Source organism: Rubellimicrobium arenae, assembly GCF_017916275.1.
Classification (GTDB): domain Bacteria; phylum Pseudomonadota; class Alphaproteobacteria; order Rhodobacterales; family Rhodobacteraceae; genus Rubellimicrobium; species Rubellimicrobium arenae.
Genome location: NZ_JAFMST010000001.1, coordinates 196,334 through 219,678, shown reverse-complemented (window position 1 = coordinate 219,678; position 23,345 = coordinate 196,334). Strand labels below are relative to the sequence as shown.

22 protein-coding genes are annotated in these 23,345 nt (G+C 66.8%); 9 read left to right on the top strand and 13 right to left on the bottom strand.

The annotated features are described in order from the left end of the window. The first annotated feature begins 1,453 nt into the window (after nucleotides 1-1,453). From J3P31_RS01125 to J3P31_RS01090, 8 genes are all read left to right on the top strand, one after another. The gene (locus J3P31_RS01125; protein WP_210526444.1) at nucleotides 1,454-1,687 is read left to right on the top strand and encodes a DUF6894 family protein; all 234 of its coding nucleotides are present in this window, start codon (nucleotides 1,454-1,456) and stop codon (nucleotides 1,685-1,687) included. 56 nt (nucleotides 1,688-1,743) lie between these two features. After that, nucleotides 1,744-1,962, top strand: coding sequence for a hypothetical protein (locus J3P31_RS01120; protein WP_210526442.1), 219 nt, complete (start codon nucleotides 1,744-1,746; stop codon nucleotides 1,960-1,962). A gap of 854 nt (nucleotides 1,963-2,816) precedes the next feature. Beyond that, nucleotides 2,817-2,960, top strand: coding sequence for a hypothetical protein (locus J3P31_RS01115; RefSeq protein WP_210526437.1), 144 nt, complete (start codon nucleotides 2,817-2,819; stop codon nucleotides 2,958-2,960). Between the two features lie 318 nt (nucleotides 2,961-3,278). Then, complete coding sequence (locus tag J3P31_RS01110; protein ID WP_210526435.1) at nucleotides 3,279-3,491, top strand: hypothetical protein; 213 nt, start codon at nucleotides 3,279-3,281, stop codon at nucleotides 3,489-3,491. Between the two features lie 108 nt (nucleotides 3,492-3,599). Next, nucleotides 3,600-3,905 (top strand): hypothetical protein, encoded by a 306-nt coding sequence (locus tag J3P31_RS01105; protein WP_210526433.1) that lies wholly within the window; start codon nucleotides 3,600-3,602, stop codon nucleotides 3,903-3,905. Between the two features lie 337 nt (nucleotides 3,906-4,242). Further along, entirely contained in the window at nucleotides 4,243-4,440 is a 198-nt protein-coding gene (locus tag J3P31_RS01100) for a ribosome modulation factor (protein ID WP_210526431.1), read from the top strand. Between the two features lie 945 nt (nucleotides 4,441-5,385). After that, nucleotides 5,386-6,423, top strand: a complete 1,038-nt coding sequence (locus J3P31_RS01095; RefSeq protein WP_210526429.1) for a hypothetical protein — start codon at nucleotides 5,386-5,388, stop codon at nucleotides 6,421-6,423. Between the two features lie 841 nt (nucleotides 6,424-7,264). Beyond that, nucleotides 7,265-7,834 carry a VPLPA-CTERM sorting domain-containing protein gene (locus tag J3P31_RS01090; RefSeq protein ID WP_210526427.1) on the top strand — a complete coding sequence of 190 codons (570 nt, stop codon included), beginning with the start codon at nucleotides 7,265-7,267 and terminating at the stop codon, nucleotides 7,832-7,834. Between the two features lie 30 nt (nucleotides 7,835-7,864). Here the strand turns inward: J3P31_RS01090 and J3P31_RS01085 are convergent, their stop codons facing one another. From J3P31_RS01085 to J3P31_RS01025, 13 genes are all read right to left on the bottom strand, one after another. Continuing rightward, nucleotides 7,865-11,446 (bottom strand): hypothetical protein, encoded by a 3,582-nt coding sequence (locus tag J3P31_RS01085; RefSeq protein ID WP_210526425.1) that lies wholly within the window; start codon nucleotides 11,444-11,446, stop codon nucleotides 7,865-7,867. A gap of 3 nt (nucleotides 11,447-11,449) precedes the next feature. Further along, entirely contained in the window at nucleotides 11,450-11,737 is a 288-nt protein-coding gene (locus J3P31_RS01080; RefSeq protein WP_210526423.1) for a hypothetical protein, read from the bottom strand. Nucleotides 11,738-11,780: 43 nt separating this feature from the next. Then, nucleotides 11,781-14,000 (bottom strand): SGNH/GDSL hydrolase family protein, encoded by a 2,220-nt coding sequence (locus J3P31_RS01075; protein ID WP_210526421.1) that lies wholly within the window; start codon nucleotides 13,998-14,000, stop codon nucleotides 11,781-11,783. After that, nucleotides 14,000-14,266, bottom strand: a complete 267-nt coding sequence (locus J3P31_RS01070) for a spike base protein, RCAP_Rcc01079 family (RefSeq protein WP_246849204.1) — start codon at nucleotides 14,264-14,266, stop codon at nucleotides 14,000-14,002. The genes J3P31_RS01075 and J3P31_RS01070 overlap by 1 nt, the downstream gene beginning before the upstream one ends. 76 nt (nucleotides 14,267-14,342) lie before the next feature. Next, nucleotides 14,343-14,639 (bottom strand): hypothetical protein, encoded by a 297-nt coding sequence (locus tag J3P31_RS01065; protein WP_210526419.1) that lies wholly within the window; start codon nucleotides 14,637-14,639, stop codon nucleotides 14,343-14,345. A gap of 62 nt (nucleotides 14,640-14,701) precedes the next feature. After that, entirely contained in the window at nucleotides 14,702-14,848 is a 147-nt protein-coding gene (locus J3P31_RS01060; RefSeq protein WP_210526416.1) for a hypothetical protein, read from the bottom strand. 10 nt (nucleotides 14,849-14,858) lie between these two features. Beyond that, nucleotides 14,859-15,641, bottom strand: a complete 783-nt coding sequence (locus J3P31_RS01055) for a peptidoglycan-binding protein (protein ID WP_210526414.1) — start codon at nucleotides 15,639-15,641, stop codon at nucleotides 14,859-14,861. 23 nt (nucleotides 15,642-15,664) lie between these two features. Continuing rightward, entirely contained in the window at nucleotides 15,665-16,006 is a 342-nt protein-coding gene (locus J3P31_RS01050; protein WP_210526412.1) for a hypothetical protein, read from the bottom strand. A 9-nt stretch (nucleotides 16,007-16,015) separates the two neighbouring features. Next, nucleotides 16,016-16,465 (bottom strand): hypothetical protein, encoded by a 450-nt coding sequence (locus J3P31_RS01045; RefSeq protein WP_210526410.1) that lies wholly within the window; start codon nucleotides 16,463-16,465, stop codon nucleotides 16,016-16,018. Continuing rightward, entirely contained in the window at nucleotides 16,462-17,052 is a 591-nt protein-coding gene (locus J3P31_RS01040) for a hypothetical protein (protein ID WP_210526401.1), read from the bottom strand. The genes J3P31_RS01045 and J3P31_RS01040 overlap by 4 nt, the downstream gene beginning before the upstream one ends. 1 nt (nucleotide 17,053) lies before the next feature. Further along, the gene (locus J3P31_RS01035; protein WP_210526392.1) at nucleotides 17,054-17,746 is read right to left on the bottom strand and encodes a hypothetical protein; all 693 of its coding nucleotides are present in this window, start codon (nucleotides 17,744-17,746) and stop codon (nucleotides 17,054-17,056) included. Further along, nucleotides 17,746-18,684 (bottom strand): hypothetical protein, encoded by a 939-nt coding sequence (locus J3P31_RS01030; protein WP_210526390.1) that lies wholly within the window; start codon nucleotides 18,682-18,684, stop codon nucleotides 17,746-17,748. The genes J3P31_RS01035 and J3P31_RS01030 overlap by 1 nt, the downstream gene beginning before the upstream one ends. Next, entirely contained in the window at nucleotides 18,684-22,961 is a 4,278-nt protein-coding gene (locus J3P31_RS01025) for a hypothetical protein (protein WP_210526388.1), read from the bottom strand. Before J3P31_RS01025 ends, J3P31_RS01030 begins: the two co-directional genes overlap by 1 nt. Between J3P31_RS01025 and J3P31_RS01020 the strand changes: the two genes are divergently transcribed. Beyond that, on the top strand, nucleotides 22,960-23,340 hold the full coding sequence (locus J3P31_RS01020) for a hypothetical protein (protein ID WP_210526386.1): 381 nt from the start codon (nucleotides 22,960-22,962) through the stop codon (nucleotides 23,338-23,340). The two genes, J3P31_RS01025 and J3P31_RS01020, sit on opposite strands and share 2 nt — an antisense overlap. The last annotated feature ends 5 nt before the right edge of the window (nucleotides 23,341-23,345 follow it).

The window sequence follows — 23,345 nt, the reverse complement described above, 5'->3', positions numbered from 1 at the left end:
TTCGGTTCGGTCCCAACATCCCGAACCTGCTGAGTATCTGGGTTTTAGGCCATGCCCCTCCGCGGCTATCCTTATGATGCGAGCAAGCTTGCTCCCACGGCCGAGACGCAGGCCGACCTTCTGGCCGACGCCCTCGAGACGGGCGACCCAGCCTTCATCGCGCATGCCCTGCGGTGCATCGGTCGAGTAACAGCCAAGGAGCATCTGACCGATCAGCTGCGGCCAGCGGACATTGCTGCCATGCCCCTCCCGGTCCTGCTCCGGCTCGTGCGGGCGCTTGGACTGGCTGTGACGGCCCGCACGGGGAATACAGGGGTCGCGGCGAATGACCCAGGCGACCCCGGGCCCTCTAAGGAGCATCACCTGTCTGCTCAGGCGGGTTAAGGCGAAGGCAAGCCTCTCCCCTGGTACGGGCAATAGCGTCGCCTGTGGTCAGAGTCTGCGCACTAGGCCGGCTTGGGCAAGTCGTTCTACCCACCTGGAACTTCGGCCGTGCGCGGGGGTTGCGTGAAGGTGGCGAGCTACGATCCTGAGCGAGGCTTGCCGCCGTCCCCTCGGGAGCACCCATCTCTAAGGGGCCAGCCCAACATGGAGGCGGACGATGGCAGTTTCCGGAGCCTGCACCCTGGGCGCTCTCAATGCCTCGATCCATGCCAGAATGGACGACTGAAGCCTCCAGGGTTGGCGTAACGAAGGAGCTGCGGTCCTCGTCGGCGAAGTGCTAAATCCTGTTTGGCCTGACGACGGGGCGGGTCCCGCTGACGACTTTCGCACACTGGACGGCATGGACGCTCATGCGGAGGCCGAGATCATCGCCTCTGTGATCTTCGCCGCCATTGGGCGTCGGGGGCGTGGCACCTAACCTATCGATGGGCTCGCACTCCGGCGGGAAGGTAACCTAACACTACATCGGAGCCTCAGTGCCGATACACGGGATCCCGAAAGGCTGCCTGGGCTTCCGCCTCCTGGGCAGCCTTCCTCGCTATAATCGCTCCAGGCACATCCTAGTCTGGCGGGGTTCTGTGTTTCTGGGATTGCTGGGGCCCATCGGCGCCGATCATTTCCCTGAGGTAAGTAGAACGATCTTCTCTCATCGGAGGTTGGGTAAGATGGTGCCGGCTTCCGATTGGGACATCATGAGTTTGACCAACTACCCCCACGCCTTCGTGCCTAATGGTTTTAGCGAAGGCAGGGGATCCGCGACGGAGAGCATCTTGCCCTGCCTGCGCCAGGCCTACCCGCTCCCCGAGCATCACGGAGGGGACCTGCGCTTCCAGCTCCTCTTGGATCTGCTGGCTCAGTCTCAGGCGGGCTCGTCGCAGTCTGGATAGGCACTTTCGGCCGGGATTTGGTTCCCTGCCTCCACTTTCCACTGGGACAGCTTGGTTCCGTTGGGGCTAGCACCTGGGAACATCTTGCTCGCCGGCGTGTTCGGGGCGGGAAGGGAAGCCTTATGCCGCATTACTACTTCGACGTCCGGGGCGATGGATCCGCTCCCGACGAGGTCGGCATCGAGCTCTCCGGTCCGATCGAGGCCCGCGCCGAAGCCGCCAGGCTCGCGGGAGAGGTGCTGAAAGAGGCGGATGGCGCGTTCTGGACCACACCCGAATGGCAGGTGCATGTCACCGACGAGCTGGGCGCGACCCTCTGCACGGTCAGCATCCGAGGCTCGATGGCCCGGCCTTAGGGGCAGAGATCTACGCAACCCGGGAACAACTCCCGACCTGCCCGGTTCAGGGCACCATGGACAATGAACGCACGCTGACAGCCCACCTTGCCCGGGCCACCTCGCGTGTTCACGAGGTCAGATCCTACTACGCCCGCCAGGACCAGCTGGTGCGGAAGCTGCGCCGGGAGGGCGGGGACCTGCGCCAGGCCCGCCAGCGCCTGGAGCAGTTTCAGGCGGATCTGCAGGACTGCGCGAGTACAGAGATGACCTGTCGCGAGCGCTGGGCAAGCTGAGCGCAAGGCGGTCAGCGGGGGAACTTGGGGATTGACCTAGCGAGTGAGGGCTTCGCAGCCGCCGCGCCGCGATGGTCCCAGCCCACCCACCGAGGGGCGGACGAAAGCACTATGAATGCACGTGCCCCGAGTTGGTTCCGCAATCCAGACGTGACGGATTGTTGCCAGCGCCAGGCTTGTTCAGGCCGGCCAAAGCATCAGAACTTATTGGACGCACCGTCGCGCCGGCCGGCGGGGAGGATAACCGGCCGTGTTCATGCATGAATCAGGGAGGACAGATTGGCACGCGTGACCCTTGCAAGAAGACCTTCGGCGAAGACGACCCTAGTCACGAAGGGCTTCGTGCGGCTGGAGCATCGCTACCTGGGAGAGTTCCGCAGCGCCTTCGGGGTCTACTGGGCCTGCGACTATCGCAGCATGGAACGTCGCGTTTTTCTGGGTCAGCGGGCCATGGTGCACGCGTTCGATCCCGAAGCGGCGACGCCGCCCCACTCTGAGCTGCTTCCGCCCTCGGCTTGGCGGACCTTTCTGCTCAACCTCATGCCAGCCCCCCTCGTCCGGTCCCCCAAGCCGCTTCCATGCCGCCGTGATGGGGGCCTCACATCCAGCTGAGGGCGGATGAACCATGAGGCGCCCGCCCACGGGCATGGGCGGCAGCCGATCGGCCCTCGGACAACAATGGCCCCGAGGGCTTCTTAACGAGGCAAAGCTCGGACCCCGAGGCCGTCCATTGCCTACAGAAGGCCCTTGATCTCAGTCCTCGTAGGAACTTCCACGCGCCGTCCGGTCCTAGTCCAGAGCTACGCCCACGCTAGCTACTGCTCCACCTCGGGCAGCTAGGACCGGATCCGGTCGTGATCACGTACCTTATCGTCTGCGGCTTTGTCATAGCGGCTGCCGAGGTATGGGCTCCCAAGGGCGTTCTGATCGTCCATCTGGGGATCTGGTACGGTGTCGTGGCGGTCCTGCGGCTCTGGCTCCTCGCTCTGATCTTGTAATCCTAGCTGCCGAGGAAGCGACGTCAGAGCCCTACCCTGGCTTTGTCGTCGGCCTAGGCCCGACCCTCAGGGTGAGGCCGACACAGACTTACCCCTACCCTGCCCCTGATTATCTCGTTCTTGCCCAACAAAGGCCCAGAACGCCCATCACTGTCGCCGCGCAGTCACCCCTCGGCTGCGGCGGATCAGCCGGACAGTGCCGCCCTCTCCGAAAACCCCGGCAGGTCGGACTCCCTTGACTGGGGAGCGACCGACATGGCCCGCCGTCCCGCAGGCGGCGGGCCTTCTTCGTGACGCAGCCAGGACCCCAATTGCCCTATGACCTCCGCCATTGAACTCGCCCATGACATTCTGAGGGCCCGCAACGCGGCGCAGGCCCGGGGGGAGCGCCCGCGGTCTGTCGTGCTGGACCGCTTCAGCTACACCGCGCTGAGCCGGTCCGGGATCGGCCTCTGGGACATCTCCGGATCGGTGCTCTTCGGGCTGCAGGTGGAGGTCGATAGCGAAGCGAAGGGCTGGAGGCTGGCGTGAGGAGGTGGTAGCGGGCGGCGCGCCAGCCGCGTCTTGCAGTCGGGCTGCTGGCGTGACGCCCTCCCGGTGTTGTCCTTTGCGGCACCGTCTCTTCCGGAGTGAACAACCTTGACCTTGGACGACCTCGCCGCGGCAGTGGCTGCGAACCTCCGCCGCGAGTACCCCGAGACCACGGTCTCGGCCAGCCTGGCGCATCCCGAAGGGCTGCAAGCAGCCAAGCCCCGGCTGTGCATCGCCCGTCCGGGCTTTTTAAACTTTTATCTGGATGTGGGCGCGCACCTGCAGGAAGCGGGGATCGTAGCCACAGCCAGCGAGACGCTGCGCCAGTGCCTGCGCCAAGCTGAAGTCCAGAGAACGAGCGCGACCGAGCTGCATGGCGCGGCCGTAGGGGGGTCCTGCAACGACGAAAGCTGACGCTGGCACTGGGGGCGTGGCCTCACCATCAGTTCGGCTGATCGGGCAAGTGGGGGCGTCGCGGCCACCGCGCCCCCAACGGCGCATGTCACGGATCAGAACAGCTTTCGACCCGGACCGGCCACTTGGGGGCACGTGATGCTGTCGCGGACGCCCCCTCGGTATCCGCACGGCCGCCCCTGAGCGCTCGGAACAACAACCCAGGATTGTGCAGCCACGTAGGGCACAACTACTAGAACAGCACTGGTCCGTCTATGATCTGATCCAAGAACAGTCCGGCTCAGGAAACGGAACGAGGCAAGCCGGTTGGTTCTGCGGTGCAGCCCGTGAGACCGCGATGACCCAGGACACCGCCCTCGACGCCTGGTGCAATGGGTACGCGGCGGGCCGGGCAGGCCACCTGGCCCTGGAGAACCCCTACCTGCTTGAGACCAAGCTCGCCAAAGCCTGGACGCGAGGCTGGCGCAAAAGCCAGACTCCCGAGCATCTGCGGCTGCCGTACTTCGAACCTCGCCGGCCGGGGCTCGAACGGTAACGTCAGGATCTCTCCAAGTCGCACAATGCGGGCATCGGCTTCAGCTTGCATAACCAAGTAGCTCTGGCATGCAGCCTGAGACTGCGCGGCGGTTGACTTGGAGTTAGGTCAGAACCAAGGCTGGCCCGTTCGGTTCCTGGGTACGTCGGCTCGGGGGCCGGCTACGCGTCTTCGTCGACTGGCTCCAGCCACCCATAGCTATGCAACGGGCAGTCAGGGTCCACCCAGAAATCCACCTTCGGATCTACCGCTCCGGCGCCACCTCGATTGTCTTCAACAGAGCAGGTGCAGCCGTGGGCAACAGCCTCGGGGCTGCCTGGGTTGGGTACATAGTCTGTCATAGGTCAGTCCCCTTCCTCAGCCTCAGCCGCATCCGGCGCGATCCAACGGTACATGACCCGGATCGGAACAGCCCTCGACCCAAACCGACCACTCGGGAGCACGCGAACTGAAGCGGACGGCCCTTTGATGCCGGTTTGGTACGCCGACAGAGGTATCAGAGCGATAGCCTAGGATAAACAATCACGTGGAAGAAAAGCTCACGTCCGCCGCGATGGGCGGCCTCCTACACGAGCCGACCCAGGATTTCGGAGCGGAGTGCACACAGATGGACGGCTCAGGGCGAGACGTTGCAGGGACAGCCTCTCTCCATTGTCAGCCAACCGCGGGGAACATCGCGCCTCTCTCCTTGTTCGATGGGCTTGGTTCCTCGGCCATGAAAGGATCGGGCTGTGTCAACGCGCCACCCTGCCCTCGCCCCGCCCGGAGGCGGTGGTGCGAGCCCACGCCGACGAAGCTCCGGGCCGAGAGCCCAGCCGTTCGTCACGACCTTGGCCCCGCCGCCCATGGCTGAGGTGCGGCCCTGTCCCGGGCACAGACTTCCGATCCTGAACGGGCCAGAAACGAGGCGAGTGGCGCGATGACGCGGATGAACGAAAGGTCCTAATGGTCACGTATATTCACATCGGGATGCAAAAAACCGGGACGACGTTCCTGCAAAAGGCCCTGACTGGAACAGCGCAGGACCTAAAACGGGTGGGGATCACCTATCCCGACCCCAACGCGGTGGTCGGCTCCCGCACGGAAACAGCCCACCACTTTCTGGCTCACGCCATCTTGGGCCGACGCAAGCGCCATACGCCCTCCGCCGATTTCTCGCTGCTCGCCCCGTATGTGGACTTCATCAAGACGGAGATCTCGAACGGCGGCGGCACGGGCATCATCAGTTCCGAGGACCTGTCCGGGCTCCGGCTCCAGGGCATCGAACGATTGCGGGAGCTTTTTGACCCAGACACAAAGATCGTTGTCTACCTGCGACGGCAGGATGCCTGGATCGACTCCCTGTATGGACAGATCCTCAAGGTGGGCCGTGAGACCACCGCCGATCAGGTGATCGCGGACGAAGCCTGGCGCTTGGATTACGACCAGCTTTTGGAGCCTTGGGCGGCGACCTTCGGCGCCAGCAACATCATCGTCCGCCCGTATGAAGGTCTGCAAGGGACCGCCCTATGGTCGGACTTCTTCACGGCCGTCGGCCGGCCGGACGGCGCAACGGTCACCCCAGAGATCGAGAGCGCCAACGACAGCCTGTCCTTTGAACTGACCATGGTCCTCAAGGCGCTCAACATCTACGGCGAGCAGCGCGAACTGCGTCGCATCTTCGAGGGAATGTCGGATCATTTCCCGAACCGCCCGGGCCTGAAGTATCTATCGCACCACCAGGCCCAGGATCTTCTTGCGCGCTATGCGGCCAGCAACCAAGCCGTCGCGGAAAAGTACCTGACGCGCGACGCACTTTTTACGGACATGAACCCGCTGCAGCAGGCCGAACACCAGGATCTGTCAACGACGCAGACGATCCAGGTCTTTGGAGGGCTGACGCTTCATCTTCTTCGACGGATCAGGAGGCTTGAAGGTGACAAACGGGATCTTGTGACAAAGATCGACGCTTTGAATGATCGGAGGTCAGAGCCGTCAAAGTAACCTCCGGGGCCTCGCGAGCCTTGATGGCCACCGGTACAATTGAGTGCCCCGGGGGCAGAAAGGCCATTGGTGCGCTGGCGGTCACTTAGGAACCCGCAATGTAGTCGCAGACGCCCCCTCGATCGCCGCGCAGCCACGTGGGCGACCTTCTACAAACGGAGCACCATTACCCGCTCGAGACCAAACTTCCTGAGGCCTGGGCCCGGGGCTGGCGCAAGAGCCAGACGCCGGAGCATCTGCGACTGCCTTATGCTGGCGAATAGACCGCTTCTCGTCAGAGTTGATTCCGCTCTGCCTGAAGGTGTATGGGGCGGCGGGGGTTGGTCGACCAGTGGCTGGCCAACCCTTCAACCACGGATCTTATCATTGTCGGATCCGCACCTCAGAGGCCTCGCTCGTGCGGGGCCTTTTTCTTTCCGCTTGTGTACCAGCTGCCCGATCTGGTGGCATCCCTGCTCATCTCGAAGCTTGCCGCTAGGACACAAGCTGAGCGGACCGGCTGGCCAGGAACGATGTGGCTCCCTCCGCCGTAAACCCTTCGATCACCGCACCACTCCTCCCGCGGTGAGCAAACTCGGCCCCCGGAGCTCCTCCTCTCGGGGGCCGTTCTTTGTCTGATGCCAAGGGCTGCTGTCTTCCTCTGTCGGCTGGGGCCAAACAGCAGCCCCCGGATTGGCCACATACCCGGGGGCTGCCTCCCTCCCGCCCCCGTCTGCATGAGGCCCGCATCAGCGGGGGTCCAAGATCAACGCCACAATCCCGCCCATGGTTCGCCACAATCCCTCTAGGCGAACACTCACCCGTGATGCACTGTCCCCGGCAACTCAGCTCGGAGGGCATCATGCGGACTTGGGCGGCGGCGCTGGTGGCAGCGCTGACGATGGCGGCTGGCGCGGGCCAGGCCGCGACGTACACGTGGACCAGCGACGACGGGACGGTGGATGTCCGCCTTGAAATGACCGTGACCGACGGCATCATCACGGGCGGCTATGTCAAGTCGATCCACGCACCGTTGCTTGCCGGTGACTTTTACAGCTTCAGCCGCCACGGCAGCCAGCTTCGCGCCACAGGCTACGACGGAGTCGAGGTGAAAGAGGTAGGCGGCCCCTTCGGCTGGGGTGAGTTCCGCCGCACTTACAGCCACTATGACCTGGCCCTCTGGGGCGGGCCGTCGGCCATCGTGATCGAGCGCTGGGTCGAGCCGCAATGCTTCGGCACTTGGGGGCCGGACCATACCACGCCCTGCCCGTCCGCGGACGTGCTGCAGAACATGATCAGCCGCACGAGCGAGTCGATCGCCATCACGGGCTCATGGGACGTGCAGCCCGCCCTGGTGCCGGTGCCAGCGGCGGGCGGACTGTTGGCCCTGGCGCTCGCAGGTCTGGGCTTGGCCCGTCGCCGCAAGCGCTGAACTGGAAGGGGCGCGCGAGCGCCCCTCTCCTCAATCCATCCGGTCGATCTGGATCTCGGTGATGTCCCACGCCTGGGCGTTGTCGCCGGCCAGGTTGCGGTGCGTCAGCGTGACCAGGATCTCGGCCGTCGTCGTCTCCGGGATCGTCACCTCGATCGGCGTGCCCGCCGCGCTCGCTGCCTTGGTCGTGTTGGCGAGGTAGGCCTGCGAGGCCCCTTCCCGCCCGACCGCCGCCTGAATGAGCCCCGGCGAGGACCCGTTCGGCTGCACATAGATCCGGACCCGGTAGCTGCCGCCCACCACGATCTGCGCCCCGGTGTAGGCCTTGGAGACGGACGAGAACACGCCCGACACCCCGTTGCGGAGCTGCATTGCCTGCCCGGCGCTGTTCCAGACCTTCGTGCCGCCGATCGTGGTCCAGGTGCCGGTCGTGTCGGCCGCGAACGTTTCCGTCGCAACCCGCGGGATGGTCCGGGTCGTGACCGACCAGGTCAACTCTTGCAGGCCGATCCGGACGGTATGCAGAACCTCGGTGTTGGCATTGACGGACGAGTTCGTCCGCAGCTGATACCGCTGGCCCGGCAGCAGGATGATGTGGCCCGCCCCATAGTCCCGGAGGACAGCGTTGGCGCTGTCGAGCAGGCGGATATCGGACGTCGAGGTGACGATGACCCCGGTGGCCGGGACGCCGGTCGGAGTGATCGGCGCCGTCTCGATCGCCGTGTTCAGCTGCGCGTTGGTCACGGCTGGGATGGCCGGCGACGTCGCCGTGCCGAACCGGGGCCGCGATGCGGGAGGCGTGTAGGGGTCGAACGTGGCGTAGCCCTCGACGCCTTCCCGGACCTGGTAGGGGGCCCGCAGGCTGTCGCGGATCTTATACATGGCCCGCACGGCCGCGATGCTGCCGAGGTCCGCCAGGCTGAACCCGTTGTTGATGCCATCGAACACCGTCGCATAGGCGGTCGGCCCCGAGGTTGCGGCGATATCGACGATCCGGTTGTTGCTCTGGACGATGTTCGTTGCCCCGGCGTCGACGTTTACAGCGCGCGTGACGTTGTCGGCAATCAGGACGTTGTCGATCGTCTCGGGCCCGACGCCGACGTTGTGATGCCGGAGCGCGATGCGTGGGGCCTTGCTCCAATAGTCCTCGGGCGGCAGGAGGTCGGAGGCAAGGACCATGGTATTGTTCACGATACGGCAGTTCACCGGGTTATAGATGGTCACCCCGTTCTGCGACGCCGTGACGATCAGGTTATCGAAGATATCGAAGCCGTTGTACGTGTAGGCGGCCTGGATATCCTCCATGAACATGGCCTGAGCCGCATTGAAGGCCGGGCCCCCGTCGAGCCGGAACGAGAGCATCACGTTGCCGGCGATCAAGCCGGGGCCGGGGCTGACGAAGAACGCCGGATCTCCGCTCGTGTTGGTCACGAACTGCAAGAAGTCGTAGTGCGGAATGTCGATCGAGCCGGTGCCCGGCAGGATCGTCATGGCGCCGCCGGTGCCCTTCTGCGCCCGGCCCGCGCGCCAGTCCACCAGGAAGGACCGGATATCGAGCGGCGGCTCGCCATAGGTCCCGATGACGATATCCCGCGACTTCGGAAGGCCTGTCTTGATCTTCTCATAGAAGTCATCCCGGACCGCGACCTGGCTGATATCGGGCGCCACGCCGGACCACAGGGCCACAACCGAGATCGAGCCGCGATAGGGCACGGTCCCGTCGATCATGGAGCCGATCGACACGGTGCCGCCGGTCAGGTCGAGCGTCTGGCCGGCTGCCGTCCACGAGCCCTCGTTGCGGTCGGCCCGGTCGAACTCGGTCCAAGACCAGATCCTCGAGGTGCCGGCCGTGTTCAGGCTGATCAGCACGTTGTTCTGGAAGGGCCCATAGAACTGATTGGCCGTGGTCATGTCGAGAACGACGGTGCCGTTCGGGGCGCGCGCCACCACGCGCAGGCGGTTCGCGGTCGTGAGCGTGACCTGGAAGGCCGAGCCCAGTGCGAAGAGCGTCCGCAGCGTGTCGCGGCCCTTGCCTTTGATATCCGGGCTGAAGCGCAGATAGAGCAGTGCCCGCTGGCTGTCCGTGATCGTCGTGAGGTCCGAGGCCCGCTGCAGCCGCGCGCCCACGCCGTTCGACACAACCATGTTGATATCGGTCGCGTCGGTGTAGGGGTCGCACATGATGTTGTCGGCAATGACCAGCGAATGATCGGTCACGCCGTTGTCAGCGCTGTTCCGGACCACGATGCAGTCGTTGCCGATCTCCCGGAAGATGTTGCCCCGGATCGTTTTCTTGCCCGGCAGGGTGTTGAGGCCGCGGCGGGAGCCCGAGACGTCGTTGTTGATGAACGTGAAGCCCTGCGCCCCTTTGATCCGCCCCGAGCCATTGCCGCCGAACACGCCCCGGAAGTGCGTTCCGGGCCCGAGGTCGGTGAGGTTGCCCCGGATGATGCAGCCTTCGAACGTGAGGTTCTGCGCTTCGCCGTCGCATGCTACGATGTAGGCATATTCGCCATCCGTGTTGGCGAAGTCGTTGGCGTCGCCGCCGCCCCGGACGAACTCACCCAGGATCCGCAGGCCATAGAACCGCAGGTTCGTCGAGCCGGACACTTGCAGGTCGTTGCCGGCGTTGTGGTGGGCCAGGATCGTGGCCCGGTTCACCAGCGACCAGGACCCGAGCGTGAAGGTCGACGTAAAGGCGCGGTTCGCCAGCGCCGTCGAGCCGCCGAACACATAGGGCGTCGCCGTCATCCGAAGCAGCAGTTGCTTGCCCGAAAGCGTGGCCGAGCCCAGCTGGTTGACCGCGATGCACTCGGCCAGCGAGGCCGCGCCATAGGTGTTGGCAACCGTGGTGATCGTGACGTCGACGTTGCCGCCGGCATAGGACACCCGCAGGACCGCCCCGTTGGGCGCGCCGGCCGCTCCGGTGAACTTGAGCCGCCCGTTCTCGACGACGGGCGTATAGGCGCCCAGCGAGCCAGAGACGAGGCTGACATAGCCGGTGATGTCGACCTCGGCGCCGAGGCTGTTGACCACCTTGGCGCCGTCGGCCCCGGCCAGCGTCAGGGCCCCGAAGGCCAAGCTCTGGTTCGCGAGCGTCTGGGTCGACGTGCTGGTGGGCGTGACCGTTTTGTAGCTGATCAGAACGCTGGGGCCGACGACGTTGCGGGCCCGGAGACGCGCCCGGACGGGGATGGCGCTGGGGATGACCGCCACGTCCCGGCCGCCCAAGGTCGCACCCCCCGCCAAGGCGATCCAGGCCGACCAGGACACGCCGCGGTCATAAGACAGCTGATACTCGAGCGCCGTGATCGCCGCGCCGCCGTTGGCCGGGAGAGCGTCGACGTAGATCGTGGCCGTGTTGCCGCCGGGCGAGGGCTTGTCCTCGATACGCCATTGGTCCTCGGCAAAGGCCGCCGGCACGGTGTTCTGCGGCGGGACGACAATCGCATCGACGGTAAGTTCCGGCGAGATCGAGTCCTCGGGCACCGCGCGCCAGGTCCCCTCGGGGAAGACCTCGCGGTAGTCCTCGCCAGGATCGAGCGTCACGGTCGAGGAGGACCCGAGCAGCGAGGCAAAGGACGAAGCAGGGAAAAGTCTGATCTGCGGCATGGGTCAGGCTCCGGGAATGGCGGTGACGACGGTGCCACTGAAGGCCCAGGCGCCGCCGGGAATGGTGAGGACGATCGGGCCGTCGAAGGTCCAGGTCGGGGCGACCGTCACTGGGAGAGCCGGCACGGTGCGGGTCGGGGACTTGGGCGAGGCGCGCCGCAGCACTAGGCCGTCGCCGGGCTCGATGGCGGCGCCGACGCTGGCCGCGAGCGCGAGGGGGTCGAGGCCCACCTCGCCCTGCGCCGGTCGGTGCCCGTTCGTGCGATCGTTGATCAGATACAGGAGGGCCATGGGTCAGATCGCTTTCTGCAGGGCGTCGGTGGGGGGGAGAGACCTACGCATTGAAGGTTTGGAGCTGGCCGACCTTCATGACGAAGGCGGCGGCCGCGTTCGGGGCGGTGGCGAGGTAGACGCCCAGCGTCAGGGCGATGGCTCCGCCCGAGGCGTTGCCCTCGACGTAGGAGGGCGTCTCGAACCAGAGCTCCTGGTCCTCGCTGCCGTCGTACTTGGGCGCGGCAGCCCAGGTGGCGTTCGCCGCCGTGACCACGGCCGGTCCTGAGGATTGCGTCTGCGGGATAACCGCGTAGGAGCGCGCGGCGTTGTCGACCCCCTGCCCCCCGGTGCCGCCCAGCCCGAAGGACAAGGCGTAGGGGAACGTCGTGGCCGGGATGATCACGCGACCGCGCAGCTTCACCCGCTGCCCCGCGGGGACCACGATCCCGGCTGGCCGGCTCAGGTCAATCAGCGCCCCACCGGTGGCCGACAAGTCATCGCCACCACTGACGGTCACCACCTGGTACTGCTCGCCGTTGATGGTCTCGACGCTTCCGGCCACCACGAGGAGATTGTTGCCGGCGAGGTTCCAACCATCGGACACGACCCCGGTGACGCCGGTGCCCCTGGTGCCGGCCGTGCCGGTGAGCGCGGGCAGGAGGCTTTCGGCGGGCCGAGCCGGGTAGGCCCGCGGCCGAGCCACCTTGCGGAGTGCCGGCAGGACGGCCAGCTTGGCGGCCCGCCTCGCGCCGATGGCCGAGTAGTGGGTGCCGTCCGTCCGGGTGACCCAAGAATAGGGGTTGCCGTCCGCGCTGGCGGGATCCCTCAGGACGTCCGAGTAGCGCACCAGGATGATGTCCGGGTTCTCGGCCTCGTACGTCTCGAGCCAGGCGCGGTACTGCTGCATCGCCACGCGGGCCGTGCCGCCAGCCGCCCAGAGCGCGCTGTAGCTCGTGTCCTTGTCCCACAGCTGCGAGATCAGGATGAACTTGGCCCCGCCCGCGCGCAGCGCGGCCACGTCGCGCTCGGTGTAGGAGCGCAGTTCCGCGAACGAGCCCGTGCCGCTCTCGGAGTCGTTGCGCCCCACCTCGTACCACGCGCCCCAGTTGCCATTTGCGCTAGACATCTCGGCGATCAGGCGCTGGATCTGCGCCGGGTACTCGGTGGCTCGGGCGCCCGAGCGCGCCTGGTTGTCGCCGTCCATGAACGGGTCGAACGAGCCGGCCGGCACCTGCGGGCGGACCCGGAAGTCGGCGATCCGCTCCTGCATCAAGGCCCAGATCAGAGGGCCGCTGGACAGGCTGTGAACCCGGCCCGGCGTGCCGGCTGCCGTGTAGACGGCACCGAAGTTGTTCTGGGCGATGGTGCTCGGACCGATCAAGCCGATGCGCGGGAAGGTCAGGGCCACGAACGCCTTCACCGGGGTCCGAGTCACAGCCGCCGATGGATTGGAGTCGCCCAGGCTGTTGGTTGCGCCGACCCGGATCTGGGCCGCGGCCCCGACCGGCACCGGGATCTGGTACTGCCCCGGGTTCAGAGACGGGAGGTTGATCGGCGCACCGCCGTTCACCGTGTACCAGATGGCGGTGAGGGGCGAGCCCCCGTTCGAAGGCCGGTCCTCGAGGATCGTCAGCAGCAGCCGGTTGCCGGCTGGCGTCGAGAGCGCGGCGACCTCGAAGTGCGCGTCGGGCACCCAGACGCCGGGCCGGGTCCGCACCACGCGCGCCGTCGAGGGGACGCCCAAGCGCTGCACCGACACCGCCTGCCCGGCGCTCAGGACCCCGAGCGTCCGGCCGACCGCGAACACGTCCTGATCGTCCGAGAGCGTGACCGGCGTGTAGGAGTTCGTCGTTTCGTTGTGGATCACGCAGTCGGCGTTCTGGCCAATGCCGTCGATGATGCCAGCGGCCGACAGGGTGGGCGCCGCGGGCTCCGCCGGCATCCCGGTCACCAGGCCGTTGGAGCCGAACAGCCAGGCCGGCGTCGATGGTGGGTTCGCCGGCCGGTCGGGCGTGGGCGAGCCCACAAGGCGCGCGTCGATCAGATCGGTGGCGATCGCGAAGCCCGCCTCGACGACGATGGCAAAGAGGTTGTCGCCGTCCGAGACGACAAAGGTACGCCGGGTGTTCTGCGTTTCGTTCACGACGACAATCAGGCGGTTCGCCCCGACGCCGCTGATCGTTCCATCTTCGGCCAGGGTGGGCACGCCGATATCGCCGGGGTTGCCCCCACCGACGCCGCCGCCACCGAGCCGGCCAATGCGAGATCCAAGCCCCAGCATCAGACGTACCCCACGAGGCCGGTGGCCGTGGTGCCAGTGGCGTAGACCCGGCGGATCCAGCCCGGGAGGACCTCGCCGGCCACGCAGGTAAAGGTGACCGGCGGGCTACCGTCCCGCCCAGCGACGCGAACCGTGCCGTCGGTCCCGACCCGCAGGCTCCGGAGCATGGGGTTGAGGTCAACCGTGTCGCTGGGCGTGATGGCTTGGAAGCCCCAGGCCGGACCGTCGACGGTGGCGGGATAGTTCTCGAAAGGCGGAACAGGCACAGGCGGGCCTCCTCTGAAGGCAAGCGGGACCGATCGCCCCGAAGGGCGTCGTTGCGGGGCGGCGATGTGGGGGAGGTCAGCGGCTGCGGAAGCTCAGCCGGAAGTTCGGGGCGCGGCGCTCGAGCCAAAACCAGAGGGCCGAGCCCAGGCCGATCAGCGAGTCGACGGCACGGATGCCGTTCTCGACGCCGGTCTGGATGCCGTCGCCGTTGTCGACGACGTCCTTGACCAGGCTGGCCACGCCAGTCTCGCCCAGGAGCGGCGCGAGCGCGGTAAGGGCCACGAGGATGGCGGCGATGGTGGAGCGCGCCTTGAGCGGGTTCAGGGGCGGCAGGAGGCGGTTCGGGCCGGCGGTGGGTTCGTCATGCAGCATGGCAGCATCCTTTGCTGAAGGGAGGGGTTCGACGTCGGGCGGGAGGGGCGGCAGACGGGCCATCAGGTCCACGCATTCCAAGCCCAGATGATCAGGACCGCTAGCTCGATCGGTCGGCAGGTGAAGCGCCACATCTTGATGCCGTCCTGATCCGGCAGGCGGCGCACATAGAGCGGCAGAACCTCAAAGATCCACTCAGGGAGCTTCATGCTTGAGCCCTCACTCTGCCGGCTCATCCAGCACGGCCCGGATCCGGGCGAGCTTCTGCTCGGCCGGGGATTGGGCAGGGAGGACGGGGGTGGGCGGGATCTCGGGTGGGGCGAAGGCCAAGCCGGTAAGGTCGCGGTGGAGCGCATCGCGGGTGAGCGGCCCCGCATCGCCGTCTGCCTTCAGGCCCTTGTCGGCCTGGAAGCGGCGGACATCCTCGGGGCCGTAGCCCAGGAACACCAGCCCCGCCCGGGTGTAGAGTGCGAGCCGGTCGGCGTAGCCGTTCAGGCCGCCGTTGATGCGCTTGGTGATCGTCTCGATGTGATTGCGGTCGGCGTAGGCGTTGAGCCCGCGCGTCGACCAGTACCAGATCGGCGCCAGCCCTTCCCATGGATCGGCTAGGACGAAGTCGGGGAAGGCCTCGAAGTCGGGCGCCAGAGGGTTCGTGAGCCGACACCAGTTCCGGTAGGCCCGGTAGTTGGTCCGGCCGGTGATCTGGATGGGGCCTCGCCCCCGGAACAGGTAGCCGTCGCCGTCCTGCTCGGGCGTGTTCCCAAGGTCGGTCCGGGTATCGTAGCGCTTCTGGGCCGCGGTGCCCCCGTCGCGACCCCAGATCTCCCGATCGTACTGGAAGCGGCCGCTCTCATGGGCGATCTGGGCCACGTACTGCGCGAGCCGGTGCCAGGCGTTCAGCCCGGCGCGTTCGCCTCCGGCCTCGAGACCTGCAAGCACCGCGCGCATGTTGTCGTTCGGCTCGCGGTCGGCGACCGCCGCGAGCTGAGCCAGCGTGAGCATGGACGTACTCCGATGTGAGGGGGTCAGCCCTGGTCGTTGTCCCTGATGGACTCGCGCAGGTCGCGGACGTCTCGGCCGAGCTTGAGCATCTGGTCCGAAAGCTCGTTCAGCGCGTCGGCGTTGCGCTCCAGCGCCCGCTTCTTGTCCATCAGAGCCATGGTGTTCATGTCCAAGGCCGCGATGACGGCGGAGGCTTCCTTGTGGTTGATGATCTCGCCCACGACCTCAAGGGACCGAGGGGCGTCCGCTTCCTTCGGTGCGCCCTTCCGCGTCAGGCCGAAGATGACGCCGAGCGCGGTGGCGGCGGCCAGAACCCCGTTCATGGTGTTCTGGAAGGTCGTGCTGTCCTTGAACCATTCCAGCATCGCGGGTCCTTACCTCGGCCGGGTGCGGCCGACGTCGGACCACGAGCGGAACACGTTGATGATCTCGGCCAGCACGGCCGTGCTGTAGATCACGGGGCCCGACCAGGACCCGCCGGCATAGACGGCCGCCATGAGCAGGCCGAGGCAGAACTGCGACCAGAACACGATGGCGACGAGGGCGGAGATGCCGCGCAGGATGGGGCTGTGCCGAAAGGCGTCGAAGGTGCCGTTCACCACCAGGGCGACGGCTCGGGCGGCGGCACAGGTCAGGACCAGCGTGGCCCAGGTCCTCTCATCCGCCCAGCTCGCCAGGACGGCAAAAGACGGGGAGGTTTGGAACATTTCGGGCTGGCCGGTCAGAGCGAGACCCATGCCGAACGCGGGCCAGATCATGAGCCACTCGGTGACCCGGGCGGGAAAGTGATCGGCGATGCCGCGCCAGGTGCGCAGGATGATCATGCGGGCACCTCCGTGAAGAGCGCGTCGACCTGCTCGGCCGAGAGCCCCATATGCGCGGCTATCAGCGCCACAAGCGGGTTCATCCGGTGGACGCTGGGGGTGCCCATGATCCGGAGGCGCGCCTCAGGGCGCTGCTCCTCCGGCAGTTGGGCAAGCGCCGCCTGCACCACGCCCGGCACCGCCTGCCGCGTGACCCAGGCCTCGGCGTCGGCCTCGCTGAGATGGCCGGCCTTCATGGCGTTCACGGCGAAGTCGAGGACCGTGAGGGATGCGCCGGACCGCCAAGCTGCGAGCGCCGCCGCTGTCCGGCTGCTTTCCGTCTCGAGCATCGACCAGTCGATCACGCCCGGCTCGGCAGGTTCGGGCTCCTCCTCCGTGTTCGCCTCAGCCGCCCGGAAACGGATCTCGCCGTCCTCGCGCACGATGTCGGACTGGAGCCAGTCGCCGGACACCGCAACCAGGGGCAGCCGGTCGCCATCGGCCAGCTGGCTGAAGTCGAAGGCCGACCCGTTCACGGTCAGCACATCGCCGGACCAGGCATAGTGGAGGGGGCTCAGGCGGGCCTGCGGAGTGAAGGTGATCTGCATGTCAGTACCAAGGCCCCTCTGCCGCAAGATTGACGCCACGGGTCCGACGGGTGCCGCCCACATCATAGCCGTTCACGCCGACGCCGGACGTCGTCAGGTTCGCGAGGACCACGGTAGCCGGCCCGAGTGCGGTAATGATGGTCCCTTGAATGATCAGGCCGGCCGTCGTCGAGAACAGCGCCGGAAACGACCAGGTGACCTCGCCGGTGTCTGAGGTGTTCATGTTGAAGCGGCAGCGCAGGATGCCATCAGCATGACGCACGAAGTCGCCATTCGCGTTGCTGCCCCGCTCGGGCAGGCGGTTCACGATCCAGTCGGTGCCGTCGTAGATGGCCTCGGTGAACACGCCCGATCGCAGGTAGCCGGCCGGGAGAGCGGCCCCGGTGATCGTTCGGGCGGTGCGGGCCCCTCGCCCGTCGAGGTTCAGCGTCGCCCCGCCGGTGTTCGCCGCGGCCGGGCGGAACAGCACCCGCTGGCCCGCAACAAGGGCGCTGATGTTCATGCCGCTGGTGAGCGTGACCGCGTTGGCCGTCCCACCCACGGTGCAGACGGGCGCGCCTGGTCCGAAGGCGGCCGCCATGGCGTTGGCTTCCGACACGAAGGTCGGCAGCGCGCCCAGCAGAGCGGAGGCCTGCGGTGCAAAGTTCGCCGGATCCCCGGTGTTGGGTGGCGTGGGTAGAGCGGTGATCGGCATCAGGTGAGGCCCTCGAGTTCAAGGCTGGCGAAGTGGACCCCCTCGATCGAGATCGGCACGCGAAGGCCCCCCGTGGGGAAGCCGAACACCGTGGCGCCGAGGTAGGTGAGATGGGCTCCGGCGAACCAGACCGCCGGCGTCGACTCGAGCGATGAGATCACCCGCTTGACCCGGCGCAGGTCCGTGAGCGGCACGGTAAACTGGAACGTCACCGTGTCCGCATAAGGACGCTTGATCAGGATCGGGTTGCCGAAGTCGTCCCGCTCCTTCCGGCTGTAGCTCTCGAAGCCGATCTCGGTCCCGGGCATAGGCTTTCCGAGCTGCGTCACCTTGCCCAGCGCGATGGCACCCACGCGGCTGTTCAGCCCCGACAGGGTGATGTCGAGCTTGTAACCGGTGTAGCCCGGCAGGCCGGTGAAGATGGCCTCGGGCTCGAGATCCGGCTCCCAGGTGAAGAACTCGAACCAGTCGGTGATCGCGTCCGTGTTCGTCAGGGTCCGCGTGCGGGTCCAGATGACCGCGTCGGCCGTGTCGCGGATCTGCACCGTCACCGACGAGGCCCGCAGATTGAAGAAGGCGATCCCGGTGCAGAGCGAGGGCAGCGTCAGGGTGAAGGTGATGTCCCCGGCTGCGATCACCCGGTCCGAGATGTTGCCGTCGAAGGCCCGCCAGCGGTTCGTGGCTCCCACCCAGATCCACTTGCCCGCAGGGTTGTTCTCCTTGTGGAAGATCGAAGAGGCCGGGCTGGTGCCCTGGTTGCCCCCGGCCACAGACTCGTAAATCGACCGCGGGTAGCTCACCCCGGCCGGCGAGGGCGCCACCACCCGAGCGCCTGCCGCATAGGTCGTGCCCGACGCCCAGGTCGCATAGTCGGTCTCGGGGATGTTGCTGGCGGTCAGCACAGCTTCTGTGACGGTGATGGGCTGAAGAACGTACATCAGGCCACCCGCTCCGAGATGCCCTCACGGTCGAGCTTCCGCAGGGTCTGGTACGCCCGAGCCGTGTGATCTTCGACCTTCACCATGACCCCGATGAGACGCTCTTCCAGGCGCTGCACGGCCCGGCGCAGCTCGCGCACCTCCGCGTCATCCTTGATGGTTGGAGCCGTTGGTACCGCGGCCAGCGGAGCGCCCGTTGCACCGGTCGGGGCTCCCGTTGTGTTGGCAGCCCGGCTTGCCGCACGGTCGAAGGCCAGCCGGTTGGCGAAGTCCTGCGGATCGAGCGCCTCCAGCGCCTCGCGGGCGGCCTCCAGGCCCATGACGTACCGAGCCAGCGCGCGGTTCTTTTTGTTGTAGCCCTTGAGCTCCATGGCCTGCAGCGCCGCCGTGTTGCCGGTGGCCTGGTAGTACCGCTCCATGAGCCCTTCGCGCTCGTCGGCGATCTCCTTGGCCTTGGCTTTCGCCCGATCCGCTGCGGCCGCGGCCTTCTCCTCGGCTGTCTTCGCGTCCTCCAGGGCCCAGATCCGCTTCTGCAGAGCGCGGTTGGCTGGATCCAGCGCAGCAAGCTCAGCCTTGCGCAGTGCTGCGGTGTTGCCAGTCAGGTTCCACAACTCCGCCTGCAGACCCTTGCGCTCGTCGGCCCGAGCCTTGGCCGCAGCGGCCGCCTTTTCGGTCGCCGCCTGCTCGTCCTGCAGCGCCCAGATCCGCTTCTGGATGGCGCGCTCGGCCTTGCTCATGCCCTTGAGGTCCATCTCGCGCAGGCGCTGGGTCCGGCCCTGCAGTTCGAAGAGCTGGCGATAAAGGCCATCCAGGCGGCTGCGGTCGACGGGCTCGGCCGGGGTTCCGCCACCCTTGCCGGCGTCCGCCAGCTCCTGGCGGAGATCCAATAGAGCCTTGAAGTCGTCCGCCAGGGCGATGAGGTCCGCTGCCCGCCCCGTCTGCCCCTTGGACATCGCCGCATCCACCATCCGGCGGAATTGGCCGATGGTCTGCGGGATGGTCGTCAGGCCCGTGTCGCGGATCGCGTCCGCGAACTGGCGGCTGGCCGCCTTCACCCGCTCGGGCAAGCTGTAGAAGTTCTGGAAGTACGCATCGGTCGCTTGGGCGAAGGCCTCGACGCTGCCGAACGACTCCACGAAGCGCGAGGCCGCATCTGCGCCCTTGATGGAGGCGTCGAAGGCCGCAAAGCCGAACGCCTTGAACGCCCCATTGGCGGCGGCCAGGTTCGTGGTCATCCGCGACAGCGCCTGGGTCGCCGTCTCGCCCTCGCGGACGAAGCGCCGGGACACGCCCGCCGTCTTCGCGAGCTGGTCCGAGATCCGTGCGAACTCCTTGGCGATCGCCTCCTGGGCCTGCTCCTCGGTGAGCCCCTTGAGCGACACCTGGAAGTCGGTCGTGAAGCCCCGGAACGCCTTGGCGCCGACGCCCAGCTGATCCGCCATCGCGGCGATCGACTGATAGACCTGGCTGTAGGCTTTCTGGATGGGCCGGGCCGTCTCGTCGTCCGCGCGGTCATAGTCCGTGCCACCGCCCTTGATCAGGCCGAACAGGCGGCTGGTCTTGGTCTCCTCGAAGGTCCAGACCAGCGCGTCCATGTTCTTCATGAACGCGTAAAGGCCCTTGTCCACGACCTCGGTCTTCTTGCGGAAGGCCGAGAACACCGCGACCGCTGCGGCCACAGGCACCGCGACGGCGCCGATCGCCGTGGCGAGCCCGCCCAGGCCAGCGGTGGCGCCCCCGATGGCCGACGAGAGGGCCGACCCAGCGCCGGCCAGACCGCCCGAAAACAGCCCTCCGACCACTGACGAGGCTCCGGACCAGAGCCCGCCCTCGATGGTGCCGAGAGCCGCGCCAATGCCCGCCATGGGGCCGCCTGCTGCCGCTCCCGGGATGGCCTGACCGATCCCGCCGGCCATGGCCCCGGTGCCCGCCGTCCCGAAGCCCATGCTGAGCATGATCCGGTTCTTCGCCGCCGTGGCGATCATCTGGGCGAGCATGCCCTTGAAGCTGTCGAGGGTGGACGAGACGAAGCCCTTGAAGTCGCGCAGCCCGCCCGAGATGAACTCCCCGAAGGCGTTGCTGATGCCGTCGATCCCCCGAACGAGCGTCTGCGCCTTGGCCTTGCCCAGATCTTCGGCGGTGTAGCCCGCCTCGACCAGGACGTCCTGGAAGGCCAGAGCCCCGCGCTGGGCTGGCGTGAGCCCTTCGAGGATGCCTTGGAGAGACGCCTTGATGGCCTGAGCGCCGCTGACGACGCTCCCTGCCCCACCGCCACCCCCGCTCCGTCCGGTGTCGAAGGTGTCGGCCAGGGAGGCGCGCAGCTCGTCGATCGTGGTCGTGCCTGTCTTGGCCTCGTCCCAGAGATCGCGGAGGTTGTCGGTTGCGGTGTCGAGGCCCCGGGCTGCGGCATCGCCGGCCCCGCCGGCCAAATTGCTGAGGAAGCCACCGACCGACTGGACGGCACTGATGGCCTGCCCCGCCACCGCGCCCATGGTCCCCAGACGGGACAAGGCCGATGCGGCGGCGCTGATCCGCCCCATGATGGCGTCGAGCATGGCCGCCAAGGTGCTCGCGGCCGAGATGGCGGGAGCGAAGGCTCCGCCGATGACGCCAACAGCATCCGCCAGGCCGCCCGCCGCGAGGATTCCGCCCTCAAGGGTCAGGCTGAGCTTCTCGGCCTCTGTCTGTGCTCGAGAGGTGACGCCGACCATCTCCGTGAGGTGGGCTTTCATCTCGGCCAGGACGTTGGGAAGGCGGACTCCCACCGGGTACATCTGGTCGATTAGATCCAGCAGCTCTTGAGCTCGACGCCCGCCTTCCTCGAGGTCTTCCGCAACCTTGACCTGGTTGAAGGCGGTGGCGAGCTGCTCGACCTGATCAGGCATCAGCCCGATCGCGGCGGCAGCGCTATTGGCCTGATCCTCGAAGATGGCCAAGGTCTCCTGCATCTGCAGGAGCTGCTCCGAAGTTTCGGGGAAGGCGTCGGTCGTGTTGGCTTCGAAGTTGGCTCTGGCTTCCTGGAGGGCTTGGTAAGCCTCGATCGCCTCTCGAGCGCCCGCTCGGATCGGCTCGAATGCCGCAGTCAGGCCCTGAATACCCTGCTCGAACGAGGTCCGAGCCATGTCTCTTGCGTTCTCGCGGACCTGGTAGGCGAACCGGCCGTACTCCTCACGCAGGTCGACAAGCGAGCTTTGTGCGATAGTCGAGTAGCGATCGAATTCGGAGAGTGAGCCCTTGAACTCGTCGAGGGCATCCTCCGCCGTTTCCGCCTCTTCGCTCACGGTGAGGAAGGAACCCGCCAGGGGCACCACGACCGCGGCGGCAAGGCCGATGGCCGCACCAAGCGCGCCGAATCCGCCCAGGAGCTGCGGCAGCTGCTGACCCAACGCCTGAGTGGCTGAGGTGCCTGCGGACACCTGAACGGCAAAGTCCTGCAGCTGGTAGCTGATGTTTTGGACCTGGCTGCCGATCTTGCCCGTGTTGTTGACGGTCGCGTCCTGGGCGGCATCGAAGGCCCGGGCGGCCGAGGCGGCGGTATCGAACCGCTGCTTGGCCAAACCGAGGACGGCGTTGGCATCCTTCTGCGAGACGGCCCCGAGATTGACCGCGCGGCGCACGGCTTCGACTTCGGCCTCGTACCGCTTGGTCGCCGCATAGAGCGGATCGAGCGAGGCGCGGAGCCGGGACACCTCGTCGCCGGCGTCCATCGCCTGGGCAAAGGCTCTCGCGCTCTCGGCAGCCGAGCCGAACTCCCGCCCGACGCCCGTCACCGCGGCGATGCTCTGCTGGGTGGCCGTCGCGGTCTCCTGAGCCGCGCGGGCAGCCCCGAGATAGCGCTCCTCGGCCAGAGCCATCAGGCGGTTGGCCTCGCTCTGCGAGATCGACCCCAGGGCCACGGCGCGGGTGACATCCCCGACGACCACTTCATAGCGCGAGCTGGCCGCATAGAGTGGGTCCAGGGTAGCCCGTAGCCGGTCGACCTTGTCAGCCTGGTCGAAGGCCTCCAGGAAGGCACTGGCCGAGTCAGCGGCGCTGCTGGCGGCACTCCTGATCCCGGCGAAGGCAGCCACGTTGCGCTGCATGGCCGCGCCCAGGTCGCCAATGGCCCGGTCCGCCGAAACCGAGGACGCCAGGAGCTTGTCATACCCGCGCTCGATGCGGGTGAAGCCACCCAGAAGCCGATCGGTCGCCTTCTCAGCCTCGCTGACACCTGCGTGGTACTCGGACGAGTCCAAGCCAAGGTGAGCCCGCAGGCTACCGATGACAGTTGCGGTCATGGCGCTTGTCCTCGTGGGGGCGAAGGATCACATCTCCCTTCGGATCGGGCCGGAGGAAGACGTGGATACGTGGTTGAAGACGCTGGTGGCCGCGACCTGCGTGGCCGTGCTGGCCGCAACCGGCTGGTGGGGCTGGACGGAGTGGGCGGCCGCTCAAGAGCAAGCGGCAGTTATGGAGCGAGAAGCACGACTGAGCCGGTTAGAAGCCAACGAGCGCGTGCAACAGCACTTGGTGGAGTGCCGAGCGAGGGTCGCTGCTTGGGATGAAGGTCTCCGCGCCCCTCTGATCCGAGAATTCGGAACATCGGCAGATCAGATCGTTGAGAATTGCCGCTACTCTATCGCCATTCCGCCAGAGTCTTTCGCTGAGCAGGAATGAACGAC

Bases quoted from the DNA above. Each gene is read 5' to 3' on its own strand.
- J3P31_RS01125 (WP_210526444.1), top strand. From the start codon at position 1,454: ATGCCGCATTACTACTTCGACGTCCGGGGCGATGGATCCGCTCCCGAC.
- J3P31_RS01120 (WP_210526442.1), top strand. From the start codon at position 1,744: ATGGACAATGAACGCACGCTGACAGCCCACCTTGCCCGGGCCACCTCG.
- J3P31_RS01110 (WP_210526435.1), top strand. From the start codon at position 3,279: ATGACCTCCGCCATTGAACTCGCCCATGACATTCTGAGGGCCCGCAAC.
- J3P31_RS01100 (WP_210526431.1), top strand. From the start codon at position 4,243: ATGACCCAGGACACCGCCCTCGACGCCTGGTGCAATGGGTACGCGGCG.
- J3P31_RS01095 (WP_210526429.1), top strand. From the start codon at position 5,386: ATGGTCACGTATATTCACATCGGGATGCAAAAAACCGGGACGACGTTC.
- J3P31_RS01090 (WP_210526427.1), top strand. From the start codon at position 7,265: ATGCGGACTTGGGCGGCGGCGCTGGTGGCAGCGCTGACGATGGCGGCT.
- J3P31_RS01085 (WP_210526425.1), bottom strand. From the start codon at position 11,446: ATGCCGCAGATCAGACTTTTCCCTGCTTCGTCCTTTGCCTCGCTGCTC.
- J3P31_RS01080 (WP_210526423.1), bottom strand. From the start codon at position 11,737: ATGGCCCTCCTGTATCTGATCAACGATCGCACGAACGGGCACCGACCG.
- J3P31_RS01075 (WP_210526421.1), bottom strand. From the start codon at position 14,000: ATGCTGGGGCTTGGATCTCGCATTGGCCGGCTCGGTGGCGGCGGCGTC.
- J3P31_RS01065 (WP_210526419.1), bottom strand. From the start codon at position 14,639: ATGCTGCATGACGAACCCACCGCCGGCCCGAACCGCCTCCTGCCGCCC.
- J3P31_RS01060 (WP_210526416.1), bottom strand. From the start codon at position 14,848: ATGAAGCTCCCTGAGTGGATCTTTGAGGTTCTGCCGCTCTATGTGCGC.
- J3P31_RS01055 (WP_210526414.1), bottom strand. From the start codon at position 15,641: ATGCTCACGCTGGCTCAGCTCGCGGCGGTCGCCGACCGCGAGCCGAAC.
- J3P31_RS01050 (WP_210526412.1), bottom strand. From the start codon at position 16,006: ATGCTGGAATGGTTCAAGGACAGCACGACCTTCCAGAACACCATGAAC.
- J3P31_RS01045 (WP_210526410.1), bottom strand. From the start codon at position 16,465: ATGATCATCCTGCGCACCTGGCGCGGCATCGCCGATCACTTTCCCGCC.
- J3P31_RS01040 (WP_210526401.1), bottom strand. From the start codon at position 17,052: ATGCAGATCACCTTCACTCCGCAGGCCCGCCTGAGCCCCCTCCACTAT.
- J3P31_RS01035 (WP_210526392.1), bottom strand. From the start codon at position 17,746: ATGCCGATCACCGCTCTACCCACGCCACCCAACACCGGGGATCCGGCG.
- J3P31_RS01030 (WP_210526390.1), bottom strand. From the start codon at position 18,684: ATGTACGTTCTTCAGCCCATCACCGTCACAGAAGCTGTGCTGACCGCC.
- J3P31_RS01020 (WP_210526386.1), top strand. From the start codon at position 22,960: ATGGCGCTTGTCCTCGTGGGGGCGAAGGATCACATCTCCCTTCGGATC.
- J3P31_RS01025 (WP_210526388.1), bottom strand. From the start codon at position 22,961: ATGACCGCAACTGTCATCGGTAGCCTGCGGGCTCACCTTGGCTTGGAC.